The sequence below is a fragment of the Streptosporangium brasiliense genome (assembly GCF_030811595.1).
Taxonomy (GTDB): Bacteria; Actinomycetota; Actinomycetes; order Streptosporangiales; family Streptosporangiaceae; genus Streptosporangium; species Streptosporangium brasiliense.
Genome location: NZ_JAUSRB010000002.1, coordinates 1,593,406 through 1,614,939 on the forward strand (window position 1 = coordinate 1,593,406; position 21,534 = coordinate 1,614,939).

Below are 21,534 nucleotides of genomic sequence, written 5' to 3' on the forward strand. Positions count from 1 at the left end.
GCGGCGGGCGGTCCCGTCCCCCACGACAGGGAAGGGCTGGACATGAGACACGATCCCTATGGCACGGGTGTCCTGAGCAAGGACATCCCCACCGAACTGCGGCGGCTCCAACTGCTGGAGAACGCCCTGGACCCGCTGAGCATCGCGGCCGTCGAGAAGCTCCCCCTGGGCTCCGCCCCGAGGATCCTGGACATGGCCTCGGGAGCCGGCTCCATGTCCTACTGGCTGGCGGACCGCTACCCGGGAGGGAGCGTGGTGTCGGCGGACATCGACCCGCGCTACCTCGACGCGGAGCGCGCGCCGAACCTGACGGTGCGCACCTTCGACATACGTGAGGAGGATTTCCCCGAGGGCTCCTTCGACCTCATCCACGCCCGGTCCGTGCTCAAGCACCTGCCCGAGCGCGAGGACGTGCTGGCCCGCCTCGTCGACTGGCTGGCGCCGGGCGGATGGCTGGCGGTCGTGGACGGCTACTGGTTCCCCTCCGACGACACGGCCCATCCGGAGTGGGGCGGGGTCCTGCGGGCGATCGTCGAGCAGATGAACTCGCAGGGTGGCGACATGCGCTGGACCCGGCGGCTGCCCGGGCTCGTCGCCCGGCTGGGACTGACCGAGGTCGACGTACGGCTGACGCCCTCGCTCGCGGGCTGGGAGGGCTGGGGCGAGCAGTTCCACCGGTGGATCCGCCCGACGATCCGGCAGACGGGGCCGACCCTGGTGGAGAAGGGCTACGTCACCGCGGAGGAGGTCGAGCGCTTCCTCGCCTCCGAGGACGGCCCGCACATGGCCGAGTGGTTCGGCGTGGTGGCGTCGGTCGTGGGCCGTCGGCCGTGACGGTCCCGCGGGAGGCGGTCCCGCGGGAGGTGGTCCCGCGGGAGGCGGTCCGGCGGCTGGGTTATGAGGATTTCGCCGACTGCCTCCGGCTGGCCCAGGATCGTGGCTGGCCCGCCGAGTACCGTGCGTGGGACCTGCTGTTCGCGCTCGGTGAGGTGTACGGGATCGACGACCCCGCCGGAGGGCTGGCCGCGACGGTGGCGCTGGCCCGGTACGGCGGCACGCTCACCACGGTCGGTGGGCTGCTGGTCGCCCGCCGGCACGGCCGCCGCGGCCTCGGCCGCGGGCTGATGAGATACGCGACGGAGCGCGCCGAGGCCGCGAGCATCTGGCTGACCGCGACCGAGTACGGGCGGCGGATGTACGCGGACCTCGGTTTCCGGGTGACCGGCACGTGCACCAGGTATGCCGGCCGCCTGCGCTCCGGCGGCCGGCCGGGGGGACCGTCCCGCGAGGCGGACCCGTCCGACCTCCCCGCGGTGGTCGCCCTGGACACCGAGGTCTTCGGCGCCGGCCGTACCGAGCTGTTCACCCGCCTGTTCTCCGCCGCCGAGCAGATCCGCCTGGTCGAGGGGCCGGCGGGCGTCCGCGGGTTCGCGGGCCTCTGGCGCGGGGTCGACGGCCCCGTCGTCGGGCCGCTGGTCGCCGAGGACTCCGGCACCGCGGCGGCGCTGCTGTCCGGCCTGGCCCCGGCCGTCGACGGCCCGGTACGGATCGACCTCGACGGCCACCGGCCGGAGCTGCGCGCCTGGCTGGAGGAGCACGGCCTCCGGGAAACGGGCGGCACGGCGGTCATGGTCCACGGCGACGACCTCCCCGGCGACCGCACCCGGCTGTTCACGCCGGTCACGGGGGCGATCGGCTGACCAGGGGCCCCGGGAGACGTCCCGGGGCCCGTGCCGGTCCGGCGCCGGCTATGCCGTACCGGCGGACGCCGGCGCGCCCGTGCGGGGAGCCGCCGGCCGGCCGTACCGGCGGGTGTCGGCGCGCCGGCCGGTGGGCGTCGGCCCGCCGTACCGGTGGGCGTCAGCGTGCCGGGCCGGTGCGGGACAGGAACCTCTCCGTCCGCTCCGCGAGGTCACGGACGCGCGCGTCCGCGTCCGGATACCGCCTGAGCTCGCCGAGCGCCTCCCGCAGCGCGATCTGGATCATGTTGATGGTCTTCTCGGGCCGCAGGTCGAAGACGGGCCCGACCGCCCCGGCCGCCTCGTCGACCTCCCCGTACCGCAGGTGGGCGCGGAGGGCGTCGATGCGGGTGAGAGCCTCTACCCCGTAGAAGCGCCGGCCCGGCGCGAGCGCCTCGAAGTGGTCGAAGAACCCTCGGAACTCCCGCAGCGCCCGGTCCGGCTGGTCCAGCGCGAGGTAGGTGGCGCCGACGAGATAGGACTGCCGGTCCCTCTGCAGGACGAAGACGCCGCCGTCCCGTGCCGGGGCGTCGCGCGGGCCGTCCAGCCAGCCGGCCACGGCCTGCTGCGCGTCCTTCTCCAACCCGATGGCGGCCCACGACCGGGCCCGCAGGAGCGTGAGGAAGGCGTCGAGGCCGTCGTCCGCCCGGTAGGTCAGCGCCTCGCCGGTGCGCTGGGCCGCCTCCATGAAGTCGCCCATCCAGAACGCCTGCCTGGCCTGGGCGAGACGGACCCAGCGCCGCGCCTCATGGTGGTCGGCCAGCTCCGCCAGCTCCCAGGCGGCCGAGGCGTGGTTCTGGGCGGCCCGCGGGTCTCCGAGGTCGTCGGCCATCCACGCCAGCAGCGCGCAGCACTTCGCCCCGAGCGAGAGCAGCTTCCTCTTCTGTGACGGCCGCTGGGGCCCTGCCAGCGACGTGGCTATGCGGTCGCGCAGGAGCACTGCCCGGTGGATGAGGGAGCCGGGCGGCACGTGGAAGTAGGAGACGGAGATCGCGACGAGCTCGCTGTTCACCCGTTCCAGGGCGGCCTCGTCCATGTTGGTCACCGACACGCGTCTGGCCAGCCTGATCGAGTCGCAGGAGTCCCGGATCAGCGGCGTGAGGTCGGAACGGCCGGCGGAGGGATCCGGGGCGGCTCCGGCAGGGGCGATCATCCGGGAACCGATGTTCGGCATGGACCGGTCAGGCCAGATCATGCTGACGTCGATCGGCTCACCGAGGCGCTCGGACAGGACCTTGGCCACCGCGTGCGGTATGTCGCGCCGCGGGTAGGCCCCTCTGAGCCAGTGGTAGGGCGCCTTCGGGCTGATGCCCTCACTGCCGCGGATGTGGTTGATCTCTCGCGCGAGCTGCTCGGGCGACCAGCCGAGCCTGTCGAGGAAACCTTGGAGCTGCGTGGTAGCGCACACGGAAGCCGCCTCCTTCTGCGCTGCTGCCGGCTTTACCCACTGCTGTCACATCGGAGCCTAATCCACGTCCACCATATCGGACACAACCTACCGGTTTAGTATAGATTACGCGATCCCCGCACGTACAGCGGCGCCCCCTCACCACCATCCATCCCCACAGGTGGCCTAAATTTGTGGAATGAAGCATTCCGTTCTGATAGACTGAGGTCAGCAAGAACGCCTCGAAGGGAACATTCCATGAGCACCGAGATCCGCCCCTTCCGCATCGAGATCTCCCAGGCCGACCTCGACGATCTGCGTAAGCGCCTCGGCCGCACCCGCTGGAGCGGCGAGATCCCCGGCACCGGCTGGAGCCGGGGCGTGCCGGTGGACTACCTGAAGGGGCTGGCCGACTACTGGGCCGACGGCTACGACTGGCGCGGGGCCGAGGCCCGGCTGAACGAGTTCCCGCAGTTCACCACCGAGGTCGACGGGCAGAACATCCACTTCGCGCACGTGCGCTCGGCCAACGCCGACGCCACGCCGCTGCTGCTCATGCACGACTGGCCCGGTTCGTTCACGCAGTTCACCGAGGTGATCGAGCCGCTGTCGCGGGACTTCCACGTGATCGTCACCTCGACGCCCGGGGTCGGTTTCTCCGGCCCGCTCAGCGGCCCCGGCTGGAACACCGGGAAGATCGCGAGCGCGTTCGTCGAGCTGATGGCCCGCCTCGGCTACGAGCGCTACGGCGTCCAGGGCGGCGGCGGGGGCGCCTGGATCGCGATCGAGATGGGCCGCCAGGCCCCCGACCGCGTCATCGGCGTCCACGTCAACGGCCTGGTCACCTTCCCCTCCGAGGACCCGGCCGACTTCGCCGGCCTGACCGGAGGCGAGCAGGAGCGCCTGGCCCGGCTGCAGAACTTCCGGGACGACATGATGGGCTTCAACGTCATCCAGTCCACCCGCCCGCAGACCCTCGCCTACGGCCTGCACGACTCGCCGGTCGGGCAGCTCGCCTGGATCACCGAGAAGTTCAAGGAATGGACCGACCCGGCCGCCGAGCTGCCCGAGGACGCCGTGGGCCGCGACCACCTGCTGACCAACGTCAGCGTCTACTGGTTCACCGGCACCGCGGGCTCCTCGGCCAACCTCTACTACGAGATGGCCCACGACCCGGGAGCGTGGGCTCCCAAGGAGCGCGGCACCGTCCCCACCGGGGTGGCCGTCGCCCTCGGCACCGACGTCGCCATCCGCCGCTTCGCCGAGCGCGACAGCAATGTCGTCCACTGGACCGAGTTCGAGCGCGGCGGCAACTTCCTCTCGCTGGAGCAGCCTGAGCTGCTGGTCGGCGACGTCCGCGAGTTCTTCGGCAAGCTCGGCTGACCTCCGGATCCGGTCGCAACCGATCTGTTACGTGTCAGCCGCCTCTCCCAGGGCACTCGTCTGTCACCCGACCTACAGGGAGCGTGAACATGACGGTTACCGGCATCATCACCGCCATAGTCATCGGAGCCATCATCGGGGCCCTGGGCCGTCTGGTGGTCCCGGGCAAGCAGAACATCCCGATCTGGCTGACCATCGTGATCGGAATCGTCGCCGCCCTCATCGGCACCGCCCTCGCGGGGGCGCTGGGAGTGGCCTCGACCGGCGGCATCGACTGGATCGAGCTGCTCCTGCAGATCGGCCTGGCGGCGGTCGGCGTGATCCTGGCCGTGAGCATGTACGGCAGGCGCCGCGTCCACTAGAAAGTCCGCCTCGACAGGGGCGACCGCGGGACGGTGACACCGACCGGCGGGCATCCGGCGGCCCCGGTCCAGGAGCGACCCGCTCCCGGACCGGGGCCGCCGCCTGTCCGCTTGCCCCCGCGTCGAGGAGAGGGGTTAACTGGATGAGGCGCCGCATGACCTCGTGGTGAGAGGTCGTCGTGGTGAGAGGTCGTCGTGGTGAGAGGTCGTCGTGTGCGCCGGCAGGTGGTCGCGCCGCGGGGGCCTCGCGGTGGCCCGCTCCCCACACCGGCGCGGGCGCAGGGCCCTGCGGTCCCGGATCCAGCGGCACCGGCCGCCGCCGTCGGCCGGCCCCGCCTGACAGCCGCCCCGCGGCCGAGGCAGGACGACATGGACTACCAGGAGTTCGTCACGATCGTCGGGCAGGTCGCCGACATCTCGGACGAGGAGGCGGAGAGCGTCACCCGTCTGACCCTCCGCACGCTCGCCCGGCGCGTCACCCCCGGGGAGGCCGAGCGGCTCGGCCGGCGCCTTCCGGAACCGCTGCGCCCGTCCGTCGAACCCACCGGTCCGCCCGAACGGTTCCACGTCGACGAGTTCGTCCGGCGCATCGCGGAGCACACCGGGCTCGACGCCGAGGCGGTCGCGGAGCAGGCGCGCGGCGTGCTGGCCGCGCTGTGGCGGGCGGTGGGTCCCGACGGGTTCGAGGACCTCCGCGCCGAGCTGCCCCCGGACTTCTACCCGCTCATGGACACCGCGGTGGCCGCGGCGCCCCCGCCGGCCGAGGACGAGCCGCCGTTCACGGGCCGCCTGTCCGGCGAGGAGCTCCTCGACCGCGTCGCGGAAGGCGCCCCGACCGACCGCGCCCGCGCTCGCCGCGCCACCGAGGCGGTGCTGGAGATGCTGGGCCTGCGGCTGCCGGCGGGCCAGGCCGACGGCCTGACGCCGCTCCTGCCCCCGCCGCTCCGCCCCGCCCTGCGGCGGGGCCGGGCCAGGGGGCGCGGCGGCACCGTGCCGCTGTCGCCCGACGTCTTCCTGCACGACGTCGCCATGCGCGCCGGGGCCGACCGGGCGGAGGCCGCCAGAGACGTGCGGGCCGTGTTCGCGGCGCTGCGCGAGACCATCGGCGACAGGGAGTACCACGACACGGTCGCCCAGCTCCCCGGCGAATACCGGCCGCTGATGAGGCAGGGGTAACAGGCGGGGCCCGTCCGCCCGGCGGACGGGCCCCGCCGTACGGACGCGCGGGACGGGCGCGACCGGTGCGGACCGCCTGCGGGCACGCGGGACGGGCACGCGGGACGGGCACGGCCGGTGCGGACCGCCTGCGGGCACGCTCCTGCTTCCGGTGGATCCGTGCCGTCACCGGTGGACCGTCAGCGTCCGGTCAGCGGTCCGTCAACGCCGGGGCCGACGCTCCTCACATGGCTTCTCCCTCACCCCGCAAATGGGGCACGCTGGCGATCGCCTGCCTCGCCGTGTCGCTGCTCGCCGTCGACCTCACGGTGCTGCACCAGGCCGCGCCCAAGCTGGTCGAGGCGATGCGCCCCTCGGCCCCCCAGTTCCTGTGGATCGTCGACGTGTACGGCTTCGCGCTGGCCGGGCTCCTGGTCACCATGGGCAACCTCGGCGACCGGATCGGCCGCAAGCGGCTCCTGCTCGTCGGTATGACGGCCTTCGGGACCGCCTCGGCCCTGACCGCCTACGCGCCGACGCCGGAGTCGCTCATCGCGGCCCGGGCGCTGCTCGGCGCCGCGGGCGCCACCATCATGCCGTCCACCCTGTCGATGATCAGGAACGTCTTCACCGACCCGAGGGAGCGGACCACCGCGATCGGCATCTGGAGCAGCGTCTCCGCGCTGGGCTTCGCCCTCGGTCCCATGGTCGGCGGAGCGCTCCTCAACTCCTTCTGGTGGGGCTCCGTCTTCCTCGTCAACGTGCCGGTCGCCGCGCTGATCGTCATCGTCGGCTCCGTCGTGCTGCCCGAGTCGCGCGACCCCGGGCCGGGCCGGATCGACCTGGTGAGCGTGCCGCTGTCGGCCGCCGGCGTCGTCGGTGTCGTCTACGCGCTCAAGACCGCCGTCCACGACGGCCTCGCCGAGCCCGGCGTCTGGGTGGCCGCCGCGGTCGGCATCGTCTCGCTCGTCCTGTTCACCCGGCGGCAGACCCGGCTGGCGGAGCCCCTCATCGACGTCCGGCTCTTCCGGCACCGCGCCTTCTCGGCGGCTGTCGGGGCCAACGTCGTCTGCATCTTCTCGATGCTCGCCGCGTCACTCGCCTTCGCCCAGTATTTCCAGCTCGTCCTGGGCTGGTCGCCTCTCATGTCGGGGCTGGCGGGCCTGCCCGGCGGCCTGGGCGCGGCGGTGGGCGGGGCGCTGGCGGGCCCGCTGGTCACCGTCCTGGGCCGGGCGCGGGTCGTCTCCCTCGGGCTCGCCCTCACCGCCGCCGGATTCTTCCTGTACGGCCGGCTCGACGTGGACACGGTCTACGCGTACATGGTGACCGCGATGATCGTCGCCTCGGTGGGCACCGGATTCACCTTCGCCGTCACCAACGACACCATCCTCGCCTCGGTCCCCAAGGAGCGGGCGGGCGCGGCGTCCGCGATCGCGGAGACCGGTCAGGAGATGGGCGGCGCGCTGGGCATCGCCGTACTCGGGAGTGTGCTGACCGGCGCCTACCGCGCCGACCTGAGGCTCCCGGTCGAGGTGCCCGCGGAGGCGGCGGCCCAGATCAGGGAGTCGCTCGGCGGGGCGTTGGAGGTCGCCGCCGCCCTGCCCGCGCGGCTGGCGGAGACGGTCGCCGAGGCCGCCAGGCAGACCTTCGTCGACAGCATGCAGACGACCGTGACGACCGGCGCGGTGCTGCTCGCGCTCCTCGCGGCGGCCACGCTGCCCGCCCTGCGCGGCGTCCCCAAGGTGATCTCCGAGCCGGCCCCCGCCGACGGGGACAGGACTCAGGACGGGCCCGCCGCGCTCCGCTAGCCGCTCCCGGCGGGCGTGGGCCGGCGCGAGTGAACACGGACGCGAGCGGGTACAGGTGAGCGCGGACGGGTGTGGCGGGCGGCCGGTGGAGCGGACGGAGAGGTCATCCGAAATCGAGTTCGATCGCCGTTCCGGACCGGAAAGACGGTGACCTGATTCCTCGATCCGGTGGCCCGGCCGGACGGGCCGAATACGTGAAGGCCATTCATATCGGATCCCGGCAAGCGCCCGCGGCAATCCGTTCCGCGAAAACGAAGCCGCCTCCGCGGATCCTCCTCTTGACACCCCGCCGGGGAACCGGAAACTCAACATAGGGCGAACATCAAGCCCACCCCAGGGAAATAACAGATCAACGGGAAAGCCGGAGTGTCAGCTGAGCGCAGAGGGTGCAGGTAAATCTCTAGAGAAGTGCCGATATGACCTGTTGGCACGAGATCGGCAGGTCAGCATGGCACCTATTTCGGACATGCCCTATTATGGCTTATGTGTTATTTATAAACCAATAGCCATAAGTGCCAATTACTCAACCCCTTTACCTTCCCAATAGATCACGGTCAGTCTAATATTTGGACCTATGTCATGGCGCGCATCAGATTTCCCAGATAGGCAGCCTGGGCCCTCTGGCCGCGGTGACGCTTCCGCCCAGCACGAATCGGACCACTCGTCCGACTGGCATCCCGAGCGACTCGCCGCATTCGATTGGCGGAAGGTCATTCTGTCCGGGGCGATTTTATCGATCTTCGCCGGGGCGGGGGTCTGGCTCACCACGAGAGACACCTCCGGGCCGCAGGCCCTGGTCGCCAACCCGACCCCCCGGCCCTCCGTGACGGGCTGGGAGGCGGCGGTCCCTCCGCCCTCGACACCGGCCCCCTCCACACCGGCCCCGAGCGGGAAGGGCACGCCGTCCCCCTCCGCCTCCGACAGCGGGCGCACACCGGCGCCCTCCGCACCGGCCCCCGGCGGGAAGAGCACAGCGGCCCCCTCCGCCCCGGACGGCGGGCGCACACCGGCGCCCTCCGCACCGGCTCCCGACGCCGAGGGCACCGCCGCGCCGTCCCCCAGGCCCAAGGCCGCCGGCACCGAACAGGCACGGATCAGGGCCAGGGTCACCGTCCCGCCATCCATCACCCCGGTGCCCCTGCCCCCTCCGCCCGTCGGCTCCCCGTCCGCCGCCCCTCCGGCCAGAGCCCGCTCGTCCCAGCTCTCCACCAAGGAGGTCTACCGCATCCACGGCCGCTACCAGCGGGGGCTGTCAGCGGCCCAGGCCACCCTGGACCAGGCCGCGATGGGCAAGCTGGAGCACGGGCTCGCGCTGGAGATGACGCGGGCGAGCTTCAAGACCGCCCGGCTGGAGGGCGAGTCGGTGGCGTCGGGGATCTGGCCCAATCCGCAGGTGTGGATCCCCCGCCATGTCGAGGGCACCCCCGACTGGTTCGTGGCGGTCTCCTACGAGCCGGGGGTCGCCCGGATCACCGACGTGATGAGCTCCACCCCCGCCGGATGGCGGCTGGTGGCGTCGGCGGCGGACACGCGGGCCACCCCCGCCCGGTTCCCCAAGATCGCGACTGACGCCGACGGCTACGCCACGAGCCTGCCCGAGAACACCTCCGAACTGCTCGCGACCCCGCGTGAGGTCGCGAGCGCCCACCTGGCGAGCCTGGCGGGCGCCGAGCTGGACCCGACCTTCGCCGACGGGCCGTGGACGAGCGAGACCGTGGAGTTCTGGCAGCAGGAACGCGCCCAGTTGGAGGAGGCAGGCTGGTCCCTCAGGCTGTCATACCAGCTCGAAGGCCCGGTGCGCTCGTTGAGGACCAGCGACGGGGGCGCCCTGATCTGGTACGCGGCCCGCTCCGTCGACGCGCGCAAGGCTGAGCGCGTGGGAGCGAAGGTCACCCTGAAGGGGTCGGCCGCCGTCCGCACCGGGAACCGGTCCTTCACCCGCTCGGTGAGCGCGACCTACGGACGCATGTACGTAGCCCATGTCCCTCCCGCCGGTTCCATCGAGCCCGTCCGCGTGCTGGGCGAGTGGAGCGACGTCCTGGAGAGCCACGGCGACTGACACCCCCCTGGAAGAAGAGGAACATCCATGATGACACCCTCACGTAAGGCATCACGCGCGACGGTGATCACTGCAAGTATTGCGATCGGCGTGTTCGGGGCCGGTGCCGGGCTGGGAACCGTCATCGCCGCCCGTTCGCATCCCGCCGAGGAGAGGGTGATGCGCCTGGCGGCCGGCACCTACCACCTCGACGACGGCGAGCAGGCGTGGAAGTCCCGTGGCTCGGCCGACGGGGACCCGACTCTCCCGCTCTCCGGCGCCGACGAGGGCAGCACCATCACCGGCGACGGTCCCAAGGAGTCTCCCCGGGTCTGCCTGACCACCACCACCGACGGGCACGCGGTCGGAGGCGGCGGGGGAGGCTGCGTCTCGCTCGCCGTCCTGGCGAGTGCCGCCTCCGCCCTGCAGCGGCCCGGAAACCCCAAGAGCACGGCGTCGTCGCCGCCCAAGCGGGAGTCCTCGGCCCCGGAGCCCCGCCGCTCGACGGCGGCGCAGCCCGCTCCGGAGCCCCGCCGCTCGACGGCGCCGCTGCAGCCCGCCCCGGAGACCCGCCGCTCGACGGCGGCGCAGCCGCCACCGGCGAAGTCGGGCCGCTCCACGCCTCCCCCCGCGCCGGCGCCGACGAAGAAGATCGCCGGTGACATCTCGGAGAGCGGCAGCCGGATCGAGCAGGCCGAGAAGAAGACCGAGAAGAAGGTCGACGTCGAGCGGGAGAAGGAGCAGCCGACCCCCAAGCCCGCCCAGCCCTCGGACACCGGCACGCCGGCCCAGCCCACGGACGTCGCCAAGCCCACGGTCCCCGCCGAGACACCGAAACCTCCGGCGGACTCGGCGACGCCCACCCCGTCGGCGAGCGCCGGTGAGCAGGCCACGCCCACGGCGACCCCCGGCCCCTCGGACACCCGCCCTCCGGGGACTCCCACCCCCGCGCCGTCCCAGGACACGCAGCTCCCCCAGCCCGACCAGCGCACGGCCCAGAACCCGTCCCAGGCTCCCGACGGAAGCGTGCTGCAGCCCGCCACGCCGCTTCCGAACGGTGAGGTCTCCGGAGACGGCGACTCCCTGCCGATCTTCCGGGACCCGGAGCTGCTCCGGCGGGCCCAGGAGGCCCTGGGGCTGGACAAGAACATGCGCTACACGGACGAGAACGGCGTGTGGGACCTCAACATCGCCCCGCCGGGCACCCCTCCGTGCCGGGACTACTCGGCCGCCGAGCTTCAGCGGCTGGGCGCGTCCCAGGACGGCGGCCCGGCCATCCCCCGCGACTCCTGCCAGTGGCCCGCCTTCATCCGCTGGCTCTACGCGGAGCCGGCACCCGGTGAGGTCAGCAACTGGACCAAGTTCACCGGTCTACCCGAGCGGAACCTTGAGCTCGTGGTGACCGACCCCTCCACCGCCCCGCCCGCCCGGCCCGACAACGGCCAGGTCCAGCCGGACAACGACCAGGTCCAGCCCGACACCCGCCAGGTCCAGCCGGACAACGGTCAGGTCCAGCCGGACCAGCCGGACCAGGCCGTCCTGCCCGACACCCAACGGGTCCAGCCCGACACCCGCCAGGTCCAGCCCGACAACGGCCCCGGCCAGATCCAGCCGGACCCGGCCGTCCAGTCCGATACCAGTCAGGTCCACCCGGACCCGTTCGGATACACCGGCCCATGAGCACTCGCCCCCGAGCTGGGCGCGCCGTGCTCGGTCCCGGCCAGGGGGCGACCTGGGTGGGTGAGCACGGCGCGCACCTGATGGACTACGCCGCCTACCATCTCGCCCCCGACCGGGCGCTGGCGGCGGTCACCTCCGCGCTGGCCGCCTGCCAGGCCCAGCCGGCGCCCCGGGACATCACCGCCCGGGGGTGGTTGCTCGCCGTGCTCCGGCGTGACTGCCGCGCCGCGCCCGGCTACCGGGAGCAGTACGTCCCGGAAGCCGGGCCGGGCATGCCGGACGCCCGGCTGATCGAGCGCGTCTGGACGATCGTCGACCCGCTGGGCACCGAGACGCTCAGGTTGATGTACCGCCACGAGCTGGCCCCCCTCGACCTGTCCCACATGCTGGCGATGCCCGTGGAGGAGGTCGGCAGGCTGGCGACACGCACCCAGGACCTGATCGAGACCCTCGTGAGCGGCCTGGACGCCATCCAACACGGCCGCGGCACCTGCCCGGAGCTCCCCCCGCTGATCGAGGCCCTGTTCCCCGGCGGGCTCGGTGAGCCCGCCGACCCCGACGGGTTCGACGGGCCTGACGGGTTCGACGAGTCCGACGGGTCCGACGGGCGGCGGACGCTCTCTACCGCCGAGTTCGAAGAGGCCCGTACGGACCTGCTGTCCCACATGATCAAGTGCTCCGCGTGCACGCGGCCGATCAACATCCGCTACACGGTCCCGCAGATGATCTCCCACCCGCGGATCCCGCCCCTCACCGCCGAGGTGCGGCGGCGGCTCCTCGACTCCCTCCCGCCCCCCACGCAACCGCCCGAACCGAAGAGCGCTCCCACGCCCGCCGAGGCGGCGGACCCCGGAGCGCGCACGCCGCCGCAGGAGGAGACCCGGCCCGGCCGGGCCGTACGGCCGGGCCGTACGGCCAGACCGGACCGCTCCACCCTCCCGTACCTCCCCGTCCGCCCGGACCGTTCCACACCCCGCCGTCCTGCCAGTCCCCCCCGGCCCGACCGCCCTGACCGCGCGGACCGCCCCGACCGTCCAGACCGCACGGATCGCACGGATCGCCCAGAACGCGCGGACCATCCGGACCGTTCAGACCGCACGGACCGGGGGGACCGCACGGACCGGATGGACCGGGCGGACCGCACGGACCCGGGGGACCGGGCGGATCGCATGAACCGCACGGATCGCACGGCCCCGGCGGACCGCACGGACCCGGGGGACCGCGCGGGCCGCGCGAGCCGGGTGGACCGGGTGGAGCGCGCGGACCGTTCGGACCGCTCCACGCTTCCGTACCTTCCCGTGCTGCCGGAGCGTCCCACCTTTCCGTCCCTGCCGACGCTGCCGGCAGGGACGGCCCGGCCGCGCTCCGCTCTGTCCCCGCCCCCGGCCCCGTCCTCACAGGACACCCCCCTGTACGACGCGCTGCTCTCGCAGACGCGGGTGCGCGAGAACGACATGACCGCCACCAACCCCGCCATCCCCGCCATCACCGGCCAGCCGTCCGCCGGCAGGTCCGGCGACAGGCGGGCGCCGGCGGTCCGGGCCTACGCCAGAGCGACCGGCGAGCCCGAGGGGGTGCGCTTCGGCCCCGGCGTCCGGTTCGTGGAGGCGCTCGCATGGGCGGGGGAACGGGTCCGGAGCACCACCATCAAGATCGTCATCATCGTGGTCGCCGGGGCCGCGGGCACCCTGACGGGCATGAACCTCCTCGGGCCCGCCATCGGGACCGAGCGGCCCGCCGGTTCCCTGCAGTCCTCCGCCGTCCAGGACACCACGGCCGGCACCGCCCCCGCCCCCCGGAGCGGGCTCGCCGCACGGCTGCGGATCCCCCCTGTGGTGACCCTGGACGAGTTCGGCCAGGGCAGCCTGGTCCTCACCATCTCCGGGGCCGCCCTCGACTGGCGGATAACGGCGCCCGGGCTGGCCGTGAGCCCGTCCAACGGCACCCTGGAGCAGGGACGGACCAGTGTGATCACGCTGCGCGCCCATCGGATCCGCCAATGGTGCGGCGTCCCCTCCTCCGTCACCGCCCCCCTGACCGTCCACGGACCCGACGACTCGATCACCACGACGGTGCGCTGGCTCACCTGCTGACAGCCCCGTCCCCCCTGCTCTGCGAAAGTTCTCTGAAAGGACCTTGGCCATGACGGAGACGTCCCCCCGGATCCAGAGCTCGCCGTCCGCTCCGGCGGAGCAGTTCCAGGAGACGGTCCCCCTCACCGCCGAACACCTGCTCATCAACCGGCGCCCCGAGCCCACCGGCGGGTGGCGGCGGCTCATCTGGCAGCTCTCCGGCGGGAAGATCATCCCGGCGGAGTCGGCCACGGAGGTGGAGCGCCGCACGCTGATAGCCCAGGCCCAGACCCCCGTGGCGAGCGGGCACCACCGGATCGCGGTCATGAGCCTCAAGGGCGGGGTCGGCAAGACCACGACGACCGCCGCCCTGGGCAACACCCTGGCCTCCCTGCGGGGAGACCGGGTCATCGCGATCGACGCCAACCCCGACCGGGGGACCCTCGGGATCAAGGTCAAGTCCGAGACGGCGGCGACCATCCGCACGCTGCTCGCCGAAGCCCCCCACATCGTCCGCTACGCCGACGCGCGCGCCTTCACCTCCCAGTCGACCGCCCGGCTGGAGGTTCTCGCCTCCGACACCGATCCCGCCGTGAGCGAGGCGTTCAACGCCGAGGACTACCGCACGGTCGCCGGGCTCATCGAGCGCTACTACTCGATCTGCATCACCGACTGCGGGACCGGGCTGCTCCACGGGGCCATGGGGGCGACGCTGGAGCTGGCCGACCAGATCGTGCTGGTCAGCCTGGTCGCGGTGGACGGGGCGAGCTCGGCCGCCGCGACGCTGGACTGGCTCACCGCTCACGGGTACGCGGACCTGGTCAAGAACGCCATCGTCGTGCTGAACGCCGTGGAGCCCAAGTCCGACGTGGACGTGGAGCTGCTGGAACGTCATTTCGGCTCCCGCTGCCGCACCGTCATCCGCGTCCCCTACGACCCGCACCTCAAGGAGGGCGCCGAGGTCGACCTGGCCCGCCTCCGGCCCACCACCCGGGGTGCCTACCTGCGCCTGGCCGCCGCCGCCGGCCAGGCGTTCGGCCAGCGTCCCGATCGGGGCAAGTAGTGAGGCCAGCCGCCGAGGACCCCGTGCTCGACTGGGATCTGGGCCCCCCGCCCCACAACTCCCGGCGGATGATCGTCGTGGTCGTCTCCATCGTGGGGGCGATCCTGCTGATGATCGGCGCGTGGCACTTCCTGCGGCCCGAGCCCGTCACCTCGACGGCCCGGACCGCGGACCCGGCCGCCGCCGGCACCGTCGCGCTCGCCCCGCCCTCCGGCTACGAGGGCGACGCCGGCTATCCCGTCGGGTTCCCCCACACCGAGCTGGGGGCGGTCTCGGCGGCGGCCGCCACACTGGAGGCGGCGTGGACACTGGACATCGAGCAGGCCGAGCAGGCGGCGGTCCTGTACGCCCCGCCGGAGCAGCAGGAGGCGGCCCGGGCCGGCGCGCGGGCCGCCGTCGCCGGATGGCGCGAGACCCTCGGCCTCCCCAAGGCCGGCAAGCTCCCCGACGGGGCCGCCATGCGGACGAGGACGATCGGGGTCCAGTGGCGGGCCCGTGCCAAGGACCAGATCCAGGTGTCCGTCCTGGTCCAGGTGACCGCGACCAAGGGCGCCCAGGACACCGACCCGACCTACTCCAGCCCGTACGCCATGAGTCTGCTCATGGCGTGGCATCCCGGCATGCGGGGCCGGGGCGACTGGGTCAACATCCCCGATCCCGTCTCCGCCGCGGTGCCCGAGGTCGCCCTGCCCGGCACCCCCGAGTTCACCGCCGCGGGCTGGAAACCCATCTCCGGCCCCGAGCCCACCTCATAGACCGAGGAGGCACCCATGCCCCCACGTAACTCGTCTCGGCGCGTCACCTTGGTCTCCGGCCTCCTCCTGGCAGGGGTGTCCGCGACGGCCGGCGCGGTCGTCGCCCAGCCGTGGTCCGCCATGGCGGACCACGGCCGGTCCGCCGCCGCGCCCCCGACGACGGCGCCGGTGGTCGACCCTCCCGTCGCCGGGCAGCCCCCGCAGCCGGAGCCGGAGCCGCCGTCCGCGGAGGCGGAGAGCCCGTCCGAGATCGAACCCTCCGGTCCCGAGGGAGGGACGCCGGACGGTGCGGAGAGCCCTCCATCGGAGGACGCCGGAGGCCCCGCCCCGGACGGCGGTGAGGGCGGGGAGGCTCCCACACCGGACAGCGGCGGGGAGGATCCCGCGCCGCACGCCTCCAGCAGGCCACCGGAGCGCGAGGCCGCACGCTCCTCGGAGCCACCGGCACACAGGCGTCCCCGGAGCGGGGACAGGAGCGCCCCGGCGCGTCCGAAGGGCACCGACCCGGAGATGTATCTGGCGAAACTCCCCGAAGCCGGCACGTCATCGGCCCCGGCCAAGAACGGCGCGCCGGAGCCGGCCCCGGACGGGAGCGACAGGCCCGGCGGCGGGTCCTCCGCCGAGCCCGCCCCCACGCCGGCCCCGGCCACCACGGCCGAGCCCGGCGGCACACCCGGACCGGGCGCCACCGCCGGACCCACCTCCGCGCATACGGCCGGGCCGGGCCGGACCGGCGAACCGGACCCGCCGGACAGGCCCGCCAAGCCCGCGCCGGAGCCGGCCGCCAGCGCGAGACCCACGACCTCCCGGCCGGCCACCGCACGCCCCACCTCCAGTCCGGCCCCGCCGAAGGAGCAGGAGAAGGGGGAGAGGAAGGGGCAGGAGAAGGAGAAGGCCAGGTCCACGCCGAGCCCGACGACCGGCGCCACGGCCACCTCGGCGCCCCGCGCCACCTCGACGGCTCAGCAGACCGCCGCTCCGGAGCCGGCCCCGCCGGCGCGGACGGCCGAGCCGGCGTCCAACCCGACGACCTCCCTCGTCCCGGACGCCCCCGCCGAGGAGGCGACCGGGGGACCCGGGGACCGCCGGCCTCTCGTGGCGCCGACCTCGCCCCTGCCGCTCCAGGCCGTCCTCCCGCTGCCGCCGCTGGCGCGCACCTCCGCCACGGACTTCTGCCGCCCCCAGGACGCCTCGTGCTGGAGCCTCGCGCCCTGGCGCGGCCGCACCTGGGAACTGCCCGGTAACCCGCTGACCGCCAGGCGGCAGGCGGCGCCCCTGTGGGCCTTCGCGCCGCCGCCCTTCCCCCTCGCCTCCGTGCCAGGCGTCTCCGCCCTGTGGGCCCCGGCCCCCGTCAGGGCCGGCTGCTGGAGTTTCAGCCCCTCGGCGCTCTGCGCGAGATCCTGGGAGCAGCAGTCATGATCACTCGATCGCACGTGCGGCTGGCCGTGTTCAGCATGGTGGCCATGCTGACGGTGAGCGCCCTCGGCTCCGCCCAGGGCGAGGTGGTCTCCGGCACGGCCGAGGCGGCTCCGTGCGCTCCCTCGACCGGCCCCACCGACTCCACCGAATCCACCGAATCCACCGGTTTCACCGACTCGACCGACTCGGTCGATCCCACCGGCTCGGCCGGCGATTCCAGCGCCGCCGCGATCCATGGCTGAGGGGCGCCGGCCTGGTGCGCGGAGTTCGACGACTACCTCGATCCGGCCGAATGGGTGATCTACGACTCGCCCGGACACGACAACAAGGGCCGCCGCTCTCCCGACCAGCTCTTCATCGGGAACGGATCGCTCTACCTGTACGGCCGCGCCGACGGCACCACGGCCGGACTGGGCCGCCGGCACAGCGCGGCGTACGGACGCTGGGAGACCCGCGTCCGGATGTACGAGGGGGCGGACTCCTACCACCCCATCGCCCTGCTGTGGCCGGACGGCGGCGGCGGAGGCGTGCACAGCGCCACGGGCGAGGAGATCGACTTCCTGGGGGTGATGGACCGTCCCGGCAGGTGGCGGGCGAACTTCTTCCTGCAGACCCCCCAGGGCGAGGAGCAGTCCTACTCCGAGGTGGACATGACCGACTGGCACACCTACGCGGTGGAGAACAGTCCCAGCGGGGTCGTCGGCTATCTCGACGGGCGGGAGTGGTTCCGCTCGTCCATGTCCACCCGCAGCCCGATGTCGGTCTGCCTGCAGCTGGACTGGTTCCCCGGTCACGGCAGCCCGGGGGAGGCGTGGATGGAGGTCGACTGGCTCCGCTTCCACCCGCTGGAGTCCGGCGGCACGGGATGATGAGGCCCGCGGGAAGAGCACGGGATGAGGCCCGTGGGAAGGGCACGGGACCGGGTCCCGCGCCCTCCGGGGGCTCCTAGGCGCTCAGCAGCCCGGCGTAGACGCCGCGCAGCCGCAGCAGCTCCTCGTGGGTGCCCACCTCCTCGATCCCGCCGTCGCGCATGACCACGATGCGGTCGGCGCCGCGGATGGTCGACAGCCGGTGGGCGACGACGAAGACCGTGCGCCCGGCGACCAGGCGGGCCAGCGCCTCCTGGATGAGCGCCTCCGGCCGGTTGTCCAGGGCGGAGGTCGCCTCGTCCAGGATCAGTACGCGCGGGTCGCGGATCAGGGCGCGGGCGACGGCCAGGCGCTGCTTCTGCCCGCCGGACAGGCGGGCGCCCCGCTCTCCCACCACCGTGTCGAGCCCGTCGGGCAGCCGGTCGATGAACTCCAGCGCGTTGGCGTCCCGGAGCGCCTGCCGTACCCGGTCCTCGGAGACGTCGGCCATGCCGTAGGTGACGTTCTCCCTGATGCTGCCCTCGAACAGGATGGACTCCTGCGGCACGACCGACAGGAACCTGCGGTAGGTGCGCAGGTCCAGCGTCTCCATGTCACGGCCGTCGAGCAGGATCCGGCCGGAGGTGGGCCGCAGACCCCCGATGGGGCGGTGGCCGACCACGATGTCGACGACGTTGGCGGTGACGAGCGGCAGCAGCCAGGTGGGGCTGTGCTTGACCAGGAAGGCGAAGACCCCGACGAGAAGCTTGAGGCTGTCTTCCTTGAAGAGGTAGGCGAGTGTGCGGATGGGATGCTCGCCCCGGTAACGGGGATCGAGAGCGCCGACCGCAGATCCCCCAAGTCACGATAAATACCTGGTCAATCCTCCTCTCCTGATGTTTCGTGCGTGTGACGTCCGCTCGTAGGGCGCTCAGCGGATGTACGGCCGGGCCGCCCGGCCCTCCCGCAGGGTGGTCGCCCACCAGGTGAGCTGGTCGAGCATGACCTTGACCGCACCCTCGGCGCCCTCCAGCTCTGCCTGCCGCCCCGCCGCGTCGGACCGGCCGTGCGCCAGTTGGAGGCTGACGGTGTCGCGCAGGGAGACCACGTGCAGCTCGGCGAAGACCAGGCGGAGCTGCTCCACCGCGTGCAGCCCCCCGGAGCGCCCGCCGTACGAGACGTAGCCGACCGGCTTGGCCGCCCACTCGTGGCGGACCGAGTCGATGACCAGCTTCAGCGCGGCGGGGTAGCCGTGGTTGTACTCCGGGGTGATCACGACGAAGCCGTCGGCGGCGCCGATCCTGGCGGCGAGCTCACGGGTCTCGCTCCCGGTGCCGCCGGAGGCCCCGGCACCGTCGGGACGACCCTCACCGCCGGGACGCCCTTCACCTCCGGAGCCCGCACCGTCGGGACGGCCCGCACCGCCGGAACCCTCGGCGCCGCCGGAGCTCATGGGCCGGAGCGGGGGGAGCGGGGTGCGGCCCAGGTCGATCACGTCCACGTTCAGGTCGGCCCGCCGCCCGATCCGCTCCAGGAACCACCGCCCCACCGTCGTCCCGAGACCGCCCTCCCGGGTGCTTGCGATGATGACTGCGATGTCCGGCACGGCGGCCTCCTCCTACAGGTCGATCGGGTCGATGCCCTGAGGGACCACCGTGCAACCTCCAGTGCGGTTGAGGTCAAGCGGGACCGGTGGGCAGGCGCATCTCCAGGAGCTGGCCGGGCCACTCGTTCACCTTGAACGGCTCGGTCCTGGTGAAGCCCTGGCTCTCGTAGTACTTCACCAACCGGCCGTCGTCACCGGCGTAGCAGTCGACCCTGAGCAGCGGCACCCCCAGCTCCACCGCCTCGGCGCGGGCCCGCTCCAGCAGGGCGGAGCCGACGCCGCGGCCGTGGAAGCGCTGGTCGATGACCAGCCCCTGGACGTACAGCTCCGGCTCCGAGGCCGGGGTGACGTAGTCCATCGCGGGACCCAGGACCACGCATCCGGCGGGCTCGCCGTCGATCTCGGCGATGCGCATCCCGCCGGAGGACGCCCAGGAGGTGACCCGCTCGACGCGGGCCGTGCTGGCGGAGAACGGCTCACTGCCCCACTGGCCGGTACGGCCCTGCGCGGTCAGCCACGCCACCGCACTGTCGAACATCCCGAGAACCGCCGGAACGTCGTCAAGATTCCCATCGCGGATAATCATCGGCGGATCGTAACAGGCGTCGCAGGACGGACCGTGGCTCGGCCGTCCCGGGGCGGGACCGCCACCGGGCCGTCCGGCCCGGGAGGTCCGGCTCGGAGGGGCCTGTCGCGGGTTCTTATCCGCCCTTTATGGGTGATTAGTACACTCGGCGACGGCCGGAATCCGGCCCATCGGCCACGGGTGCCCACCCAGGCCCATCCCCTCAGGAGTCACGTGAGCAGCGGGTTGACCGACGCGCCCCCAAGGCCCGCGGAGCAGCGGCCGCCCCGGCGGCGCCGCAGGTGGCTGTGGTGGCTGGTGGCCGCCGTCACCGTCGTCGTGGTCGCGGTGGCGGCGACGGTCGGCGGTGTCTACGTCAAGCTGGCCGGGAACGTCAAGCACACCGACGTCCAGGCGGACGACCTGGGGAAGCGGCCGGTCAAGGTCGCCACCAAGGCACTGAACGTCCTGGTGGTCGGCTCGGACCAGCGCGGCGGCAAGAACGCCAAATACGGCAGGTTCCCCGGCGAGCGGACCGACACCATCATGCTGGCGCACATCTCGCCGAAGCGGGACAACGCGATGGTCGTCAGCTTCCCCCGGGATTCGATGGTCCAGCTCCCCGAGTGCCGGGCCAGGCAGGGACTCCCCGGCCAGCGGGCGCACCTGGGCATGATCAACGAGTCGTTCAACTCCGGCGGGATCGCCTGCACCTGGAAGACCGTCGAGTCGCTCACCGGCATCCACATCGACCACTTCGTGAAAGTCGACTTCACCGGGTTCAAGGGCATGGTCGACGCGGTCGGCGGCGTCGAGGTGTGCGTGCCCGAGCCGATCCACGACAAGAAGGCCCTGCTCACGCTGGCCGCCGGCCGACAGACCCTCAAGGGCGAGCAGGCCCTGGGCTACGTCCGGGCCCGCTACAGCCTGGGCGACGGCTCCGACATCGGGCGCATCCAGCGGCAGCAGATGTTCATCGCTTCCATGGTCAAGAAGGTCATGAGCGGTGAGACGCTCACCAACCCGACGAAGCTCTTCGGCTTCCTCGACGCGGCCACCAGGTCGGTCACCACCGACCCCGGCCTCACCCCCCTGGTCATGAAGGACCTGGCGACCAGCGCCCAGGGCCTGGCCGCCGGGCAGATCCACTTCATCACCACCCCCTGGCGATACTCGGTCACCTATCCCGGCCGGGTGGAATGGGTCGAGCCGCAGAGCAGGAAGCTGTTCCAGATCGTCGCCCGGGACAGGACGGTCGCCGGTTCGGGGGTCAAGGGCGGCCAGTCCAAGGTGGCCCGGTCGAAGATCCAGGTCGAGGTGCGCAACGGGACCGGCCGCTCCCACCTGGCCACCCAGGTGGCCGCCGTCCTGGAGGAGCGGGGCTACCACATCGCCAAGATCGGGGATGCGCCGCGCAAGCCGTACCCGAAGACCACGATCGCCTACTCCCCGAACGGCGCGCCGGGGGCGCCGACCCTCACCCGCGACCTGCTCGCCTCCACCGCCAGGCCCGTCCCCGGGGCCGTCACGGCACGGCTCGTCCTGACCATCGGCGACGACTGGAAGGGCCTCAGGCCCCTCCGCCAGGACGACACCGACAGCCTCAAGGGCTTCGACGCCACCCACGACTCCTGCGCGAGCGCCTGATCGTCCC

General features: G+C 72.9%; 20 protein-coding genes. 16 read left to right on the forward strand and 4 right to left on the reverse strand.

All coding sequences use genetic code 11. The annotated features are described in order from the left end of the window. The first annotated feature begins 42 nt into the window (after window positions 1-42). A complete protein-coding gene (locus J2S55_RS15880; protein ID WP_306861275.1) occupies window positions 43-834 on the forward strand; it encodes a class I SAM-dependent methyltransferase in 792 nt (263 codons plus the stop codon). Continuing rightward, window positions 831-1,700 (forward strand): GNAT family N-acetyltransferase, encoded by an 870-nt coding sequence (locus J2S55_RS15885; RefSeq protein ID WP_306861277.1) that lies wholly within the window; start codon window positions 831-833, stop codon window positions 1,698-1,700. The genes J2S55_RS15880 and J2S55_RS15885 overlap by 4 nt, the downstream gene beginning before the upstream one ends. Window positions 1,701-1,860: 160 nt before the next feature. Here the strand turns inward: J2S55_RS15885 and J2S55_RS15890 are convergent, their stop codons facing one another. Then, complete coding sequence (locus J2S55_RS15890) at window positions 1,861-3,147, reverse strand: NsdA family TPR-like regulatory protein (RefSeq protein ID WP_306861279.1); 1,287 nt, start codon at window positions 3,145-3,147, stop codon at window positions 1,861-1,863. A 237-nt stretch (window positions 3,148-3,384) separates the two neighbouring features. Between J2S55_RS15890 and J2S55_RS15895 the strand changes: the two genes are divergently transcribed. From J2S55_RS15895 to J2S55_RS15950, 12 genes are all read left to right on the forward strand, one after another. Further along, window positions 3,385-4,509 carry an epoxide hydrolase family protein gene (locus tag J2S55_RS15895; RefSeq protein WP_306861281.1) on the forward strand — a complete coding sequence of 375 codons (1,125 nt, stop codon included), beginning with the start codon at window positions 3,385-3,387 and terminating at the stop codon, window positions 4,507-4,509. An 89-nt stretch (window positions 4,510-4,598) separates the two neighbouring features. Next, entirely contained in the window at window positions 4,599-4,871 is a 273-nt protein-coding gene (locus J2S55_RS15900) for a GlsB/YeaQ/YmgE family stress response membrane protein (RefSeq protein ID WP_306861283.1), read from the forward strand. Window positions 4,872-5,240: 369 nt separating this feature from the next. After that, window positions 5,241-6,047, forward strand: a complete 807-nt coding sequence (locus J2S55_RS15905) for a DUF2267 domain-containing protein (RefSeq protein ID WP_306861285.1) — start codon at window positions 5,241-5,243, stop codon at window positions 6,045-6,047. Window positions 6,048-6,274: 227 nt separating this feature from the next. Further along, entirely contained in the window at window positions 6,275-7,834 is a 1,560-nt protein-coding gene (locus J2S55_RS15910) for an MFS transporter (protein WP_306861287.1), read from the forward strand. Between the two features lie 823 nt (window positions 7,835-8,657). Next, the gene (locus J2S55_RS15915; protein ID WP_306861289.1) at window positions 8,658-9,893 is read left to right on the forward strand and encodes a DUF8094 domain-containing protein; all 1,236 of its coding nucleotides are present in this window, start codon (window positions 8,658-8,660) and stop codon (window positions 9,891-9,893) included. A 27-nt stretch (window positions 9,894-9,920) separates the two neighbouring features. Beyond that, window positions 9,921-11,552 carry a hypothetical protein gene (locus J2S55_RS15920; RefSeq protein ID WP_306861291.1) on the forward strand — a complete coding sequence of 544 codons (1,632 nt, stop codon included), beginning with the start codon at window positions 9,921-9,923 and terminating at the stop codon, window positions 11,550-11,552. After that, a complete protein-coding gene (locus J2S55_RS15925; RefSeq protein ID WP_306861293.1) occupies window positions 11,549-13,645 on the forward strand; it encodes a hypothetical protein in 2,097 nt (698 codons plus the stop codon). The genes J2S55_RS15920 and J2S55_RS15925 overlap by 4 nt, the downstream gene beginning before the upstream one ends. A 49-nt stretch (window positions 13,646-13,694) precedes the next feature. Continuing rightward, on the forward strand, window positions 13,695-14,687 hold the full coding sequence (locus J2S55_RS15930; RefSeq protein WP_306861295.1) for a MinD/ParA family ATP-binding protein: 993 nt from the start codon (window positions 13,695-13,697) through the stop codon (window positions 14,685-14,687). A gap of 23 nt (window positions 14,688-14,710) precedes the next feature. Next, window positions 14,711-15,442, forward strand: coding sequence for a hypothetical protein (locus J2S55_RS15935; protein ID WP_306861297.1), 732 nt, complete (start codon window positions 14,711-14,713; stop codon window positions 15,440-15,442). A gap of 15 nt (window positions 15,443-15,457) precedes the next feature. Continuing rightward, window positions 15,458-16,861: a hypothetical protein gene (locus J2S55_RS15940; RefSeq protein WP_306861299.1), complete on the forward strand. Its 1,404-nt coding sequence runs from the start codon at window positions 15,458-15,460 to the stop codon at window positions 16,859-16,861. Next, window positions 16,858-17,103 carry a hypothetical protein gene (locus J2S55_RS15945; RefSeq protein WP_306861301.1) on the forward strand — a complete coding sequence of 82 codons (246 nt, stop codon included), beginning with the start codon at window positions 16,858-16,860 and terminating at the stop codon, window positions 17,101-17,103. The genes J2S55_RS15940 and J2S55_RS15945 overlap by 4 nt, the downstream gene beginning before the upstream one ends. A 54-nt stretch (window positions 17,104-17,157) precedes the next feature. Next, window positions 17,158-17,730, forward strand: a complete 573-nt coding sequence (locus tag J2S55_RS15950; RefSeq protein WP_306861303.1) for a glycoside hydrolase family 16 protein — start codon at window positions 17,158-17,160, stop codon at window positions 17,728-17,730. Between the two features lie 76 nt (window positions 17,731-17,806). Here J2S55_RS15950 and J2S55_RS15955 read toward each other — a convergent pair whose 3' ends face one another. Beyond that, window positions 17,807-18,391 carry an ABC transporter ATP-binding protein gene (locus tag J2S55_RS15955; protein WP_306861304.1) on the reverse strand — a complete coding sequence of 195 codons (585 nt, stop codon included), beginning with the start codon at window positions 18,389-18,391 and terminating at the stop codon, window positions 17,807-17,809. On the opposite strand from J2S55_RS15955, the gene J2S55_RS15960 reads away from it, so the two are divergent. Next, window positions 18,380-18,580, forward strand: coding sequence for a hypothetical protein (locus tag J2S55_RS15960; protein ID WP_306861306.1), 201 nt, complete (start codon window positions 18,380-18,382; stop codon window positions 18,578-18,580). The genes J2S55_RS15955 and J2S55_RS15960 overlap by 12 nt on opposite strands. 60 nt (window positions 18,581-18,640) lie before the next feature. Here J2S55_RS15960 and J2S55_RS15965 read toward each other — a convergent pair whose 3' ends face one another. Next, on the reverse strand, window positions 18,641-19,315 hold the full coding sequence (locus J2S55_RS15965) for an NADPH-dependent FMN reductase (RefSeq protein ID WP_306861308.1): 675 nt from the start codon (window positions 19,313-19,315) through the stop codon (window positions 18,641-18,643). A gap of 73 nt (window positions 19,316-19,388) precedes the next feature. Continuing rightward, window positions 19,389-19,901: a GNAT family N-acetyltransferase gene (locus J2S55_RS15970; RefSeq protein WP_306861310.1), complete on the reverse strand. Its 513-nt coding sequence runs from the start codon at window positions 19,899-19,901 to the stop codon at window positions 19,389-19,391. Window positions 19,902-20,114: 213 nt separating this feature from the next. Here J2S55_RS15970 and J2S55_RS15975 point away from each other — a divergent pair, with 213 nt between their 5' ends. Further along, window positions 20,115-21,527, forward strand: a complete 1,413-nt coding sequence (locus tag J2S55_RS15975) for an LCP family protein (RefSeq protein WP_306861312.1) — start codon at window positions 20,115-20,117, stop codon at window positions 21,525-21,527. The last annotated feature ends 7 nt before the right edge of the window (window positions 21,528-21,534 follow it).

What these genes read in the sequence shown, in the direction of transcription:
- J2S55_RS15880 (WP_306861275.1), top strand. Translation starts at nt 43, where the DNA reads ATGAGACACGATCCCTATGGCACGGGTGTCCTGAGCAAGGACATCCCC.
- J2S55_RS15895 (WP_306861281.1), top strand. Translation starts at nt 3,385, where the DNA reads ATGAGCACCGAGATCCGCCCCTTCCGCATCGAGATCTCCCAGGCCGAC.
- J2S55_RS15900 (WP_306861283.1), top strand. Translation starts at nt 4,599, where the DNA reads ATGACGGTTACCGGCATCATCACCGCCATAGTCATCGGAGCCATCATC.
- J2S55_RS15905 (WP_306861285.1), top strand. Translation starts at nt 5,241, where the DNA reads ATGGACTACCAGGAGTTCGTCACGATCGTCGGGCAGGTCGCCGACATC.
- J2S55_RS15910 (WP_306861287.1), top strand. Translation starts at nt 6,275, where the DNA reads ATGGCTTCTCCCTCACCCCGCAAATGGGGCACGCTGGCGATCGCCTGC.
- J2S55_RS15920 (WP_306861291.1), top strand. Translation starts at nt 9,921, where the DNA reads ATGATGACACCCTCACGTAAGGCATCACGCGCGACGGTGATCACTGCA.
- J2S55_RS15925 (WP_306861293.1), top strand. Translation starts at nt 11,549, where the DNA reads ATGAGCACTCGCCCCCGAGCTGGGCGCGCCGTGCTCGGTCCCGGCCAG.
- J2S55_RS15930 (WP_306861295.1), top strand. Translation starts at nt 13,695, where the DNA reads ATGACGGAGACGTCCCCCCGGATCCAGAGCTCGCCGTCCGCTCCGGCG.
- J2S55_RS15940 (WP_306861299.1), top strand. Translation starts at nt 15,458, where the DNA reads ATGCCCCCACGTAACTCGTCTCGGCGCGTCACCTTGGTCTCCGGCCTC.
- J2S55_RS15945 (WP_306861301.1), top strand. Translation starts at nt 16,858, where the DNA reads ATGATCACTCGATCGCACGTGCGGCTGGCCGTGTTCAGCATGGTGGCC.
- J2S55_RS15970 (WP_306861310.1), bottom strand. Translation starts at nt 19,901, where the DNA reads ATGATTATCCGCGATGGGAATCTTGACGACGTTCCGGCGGTTCTCGGG.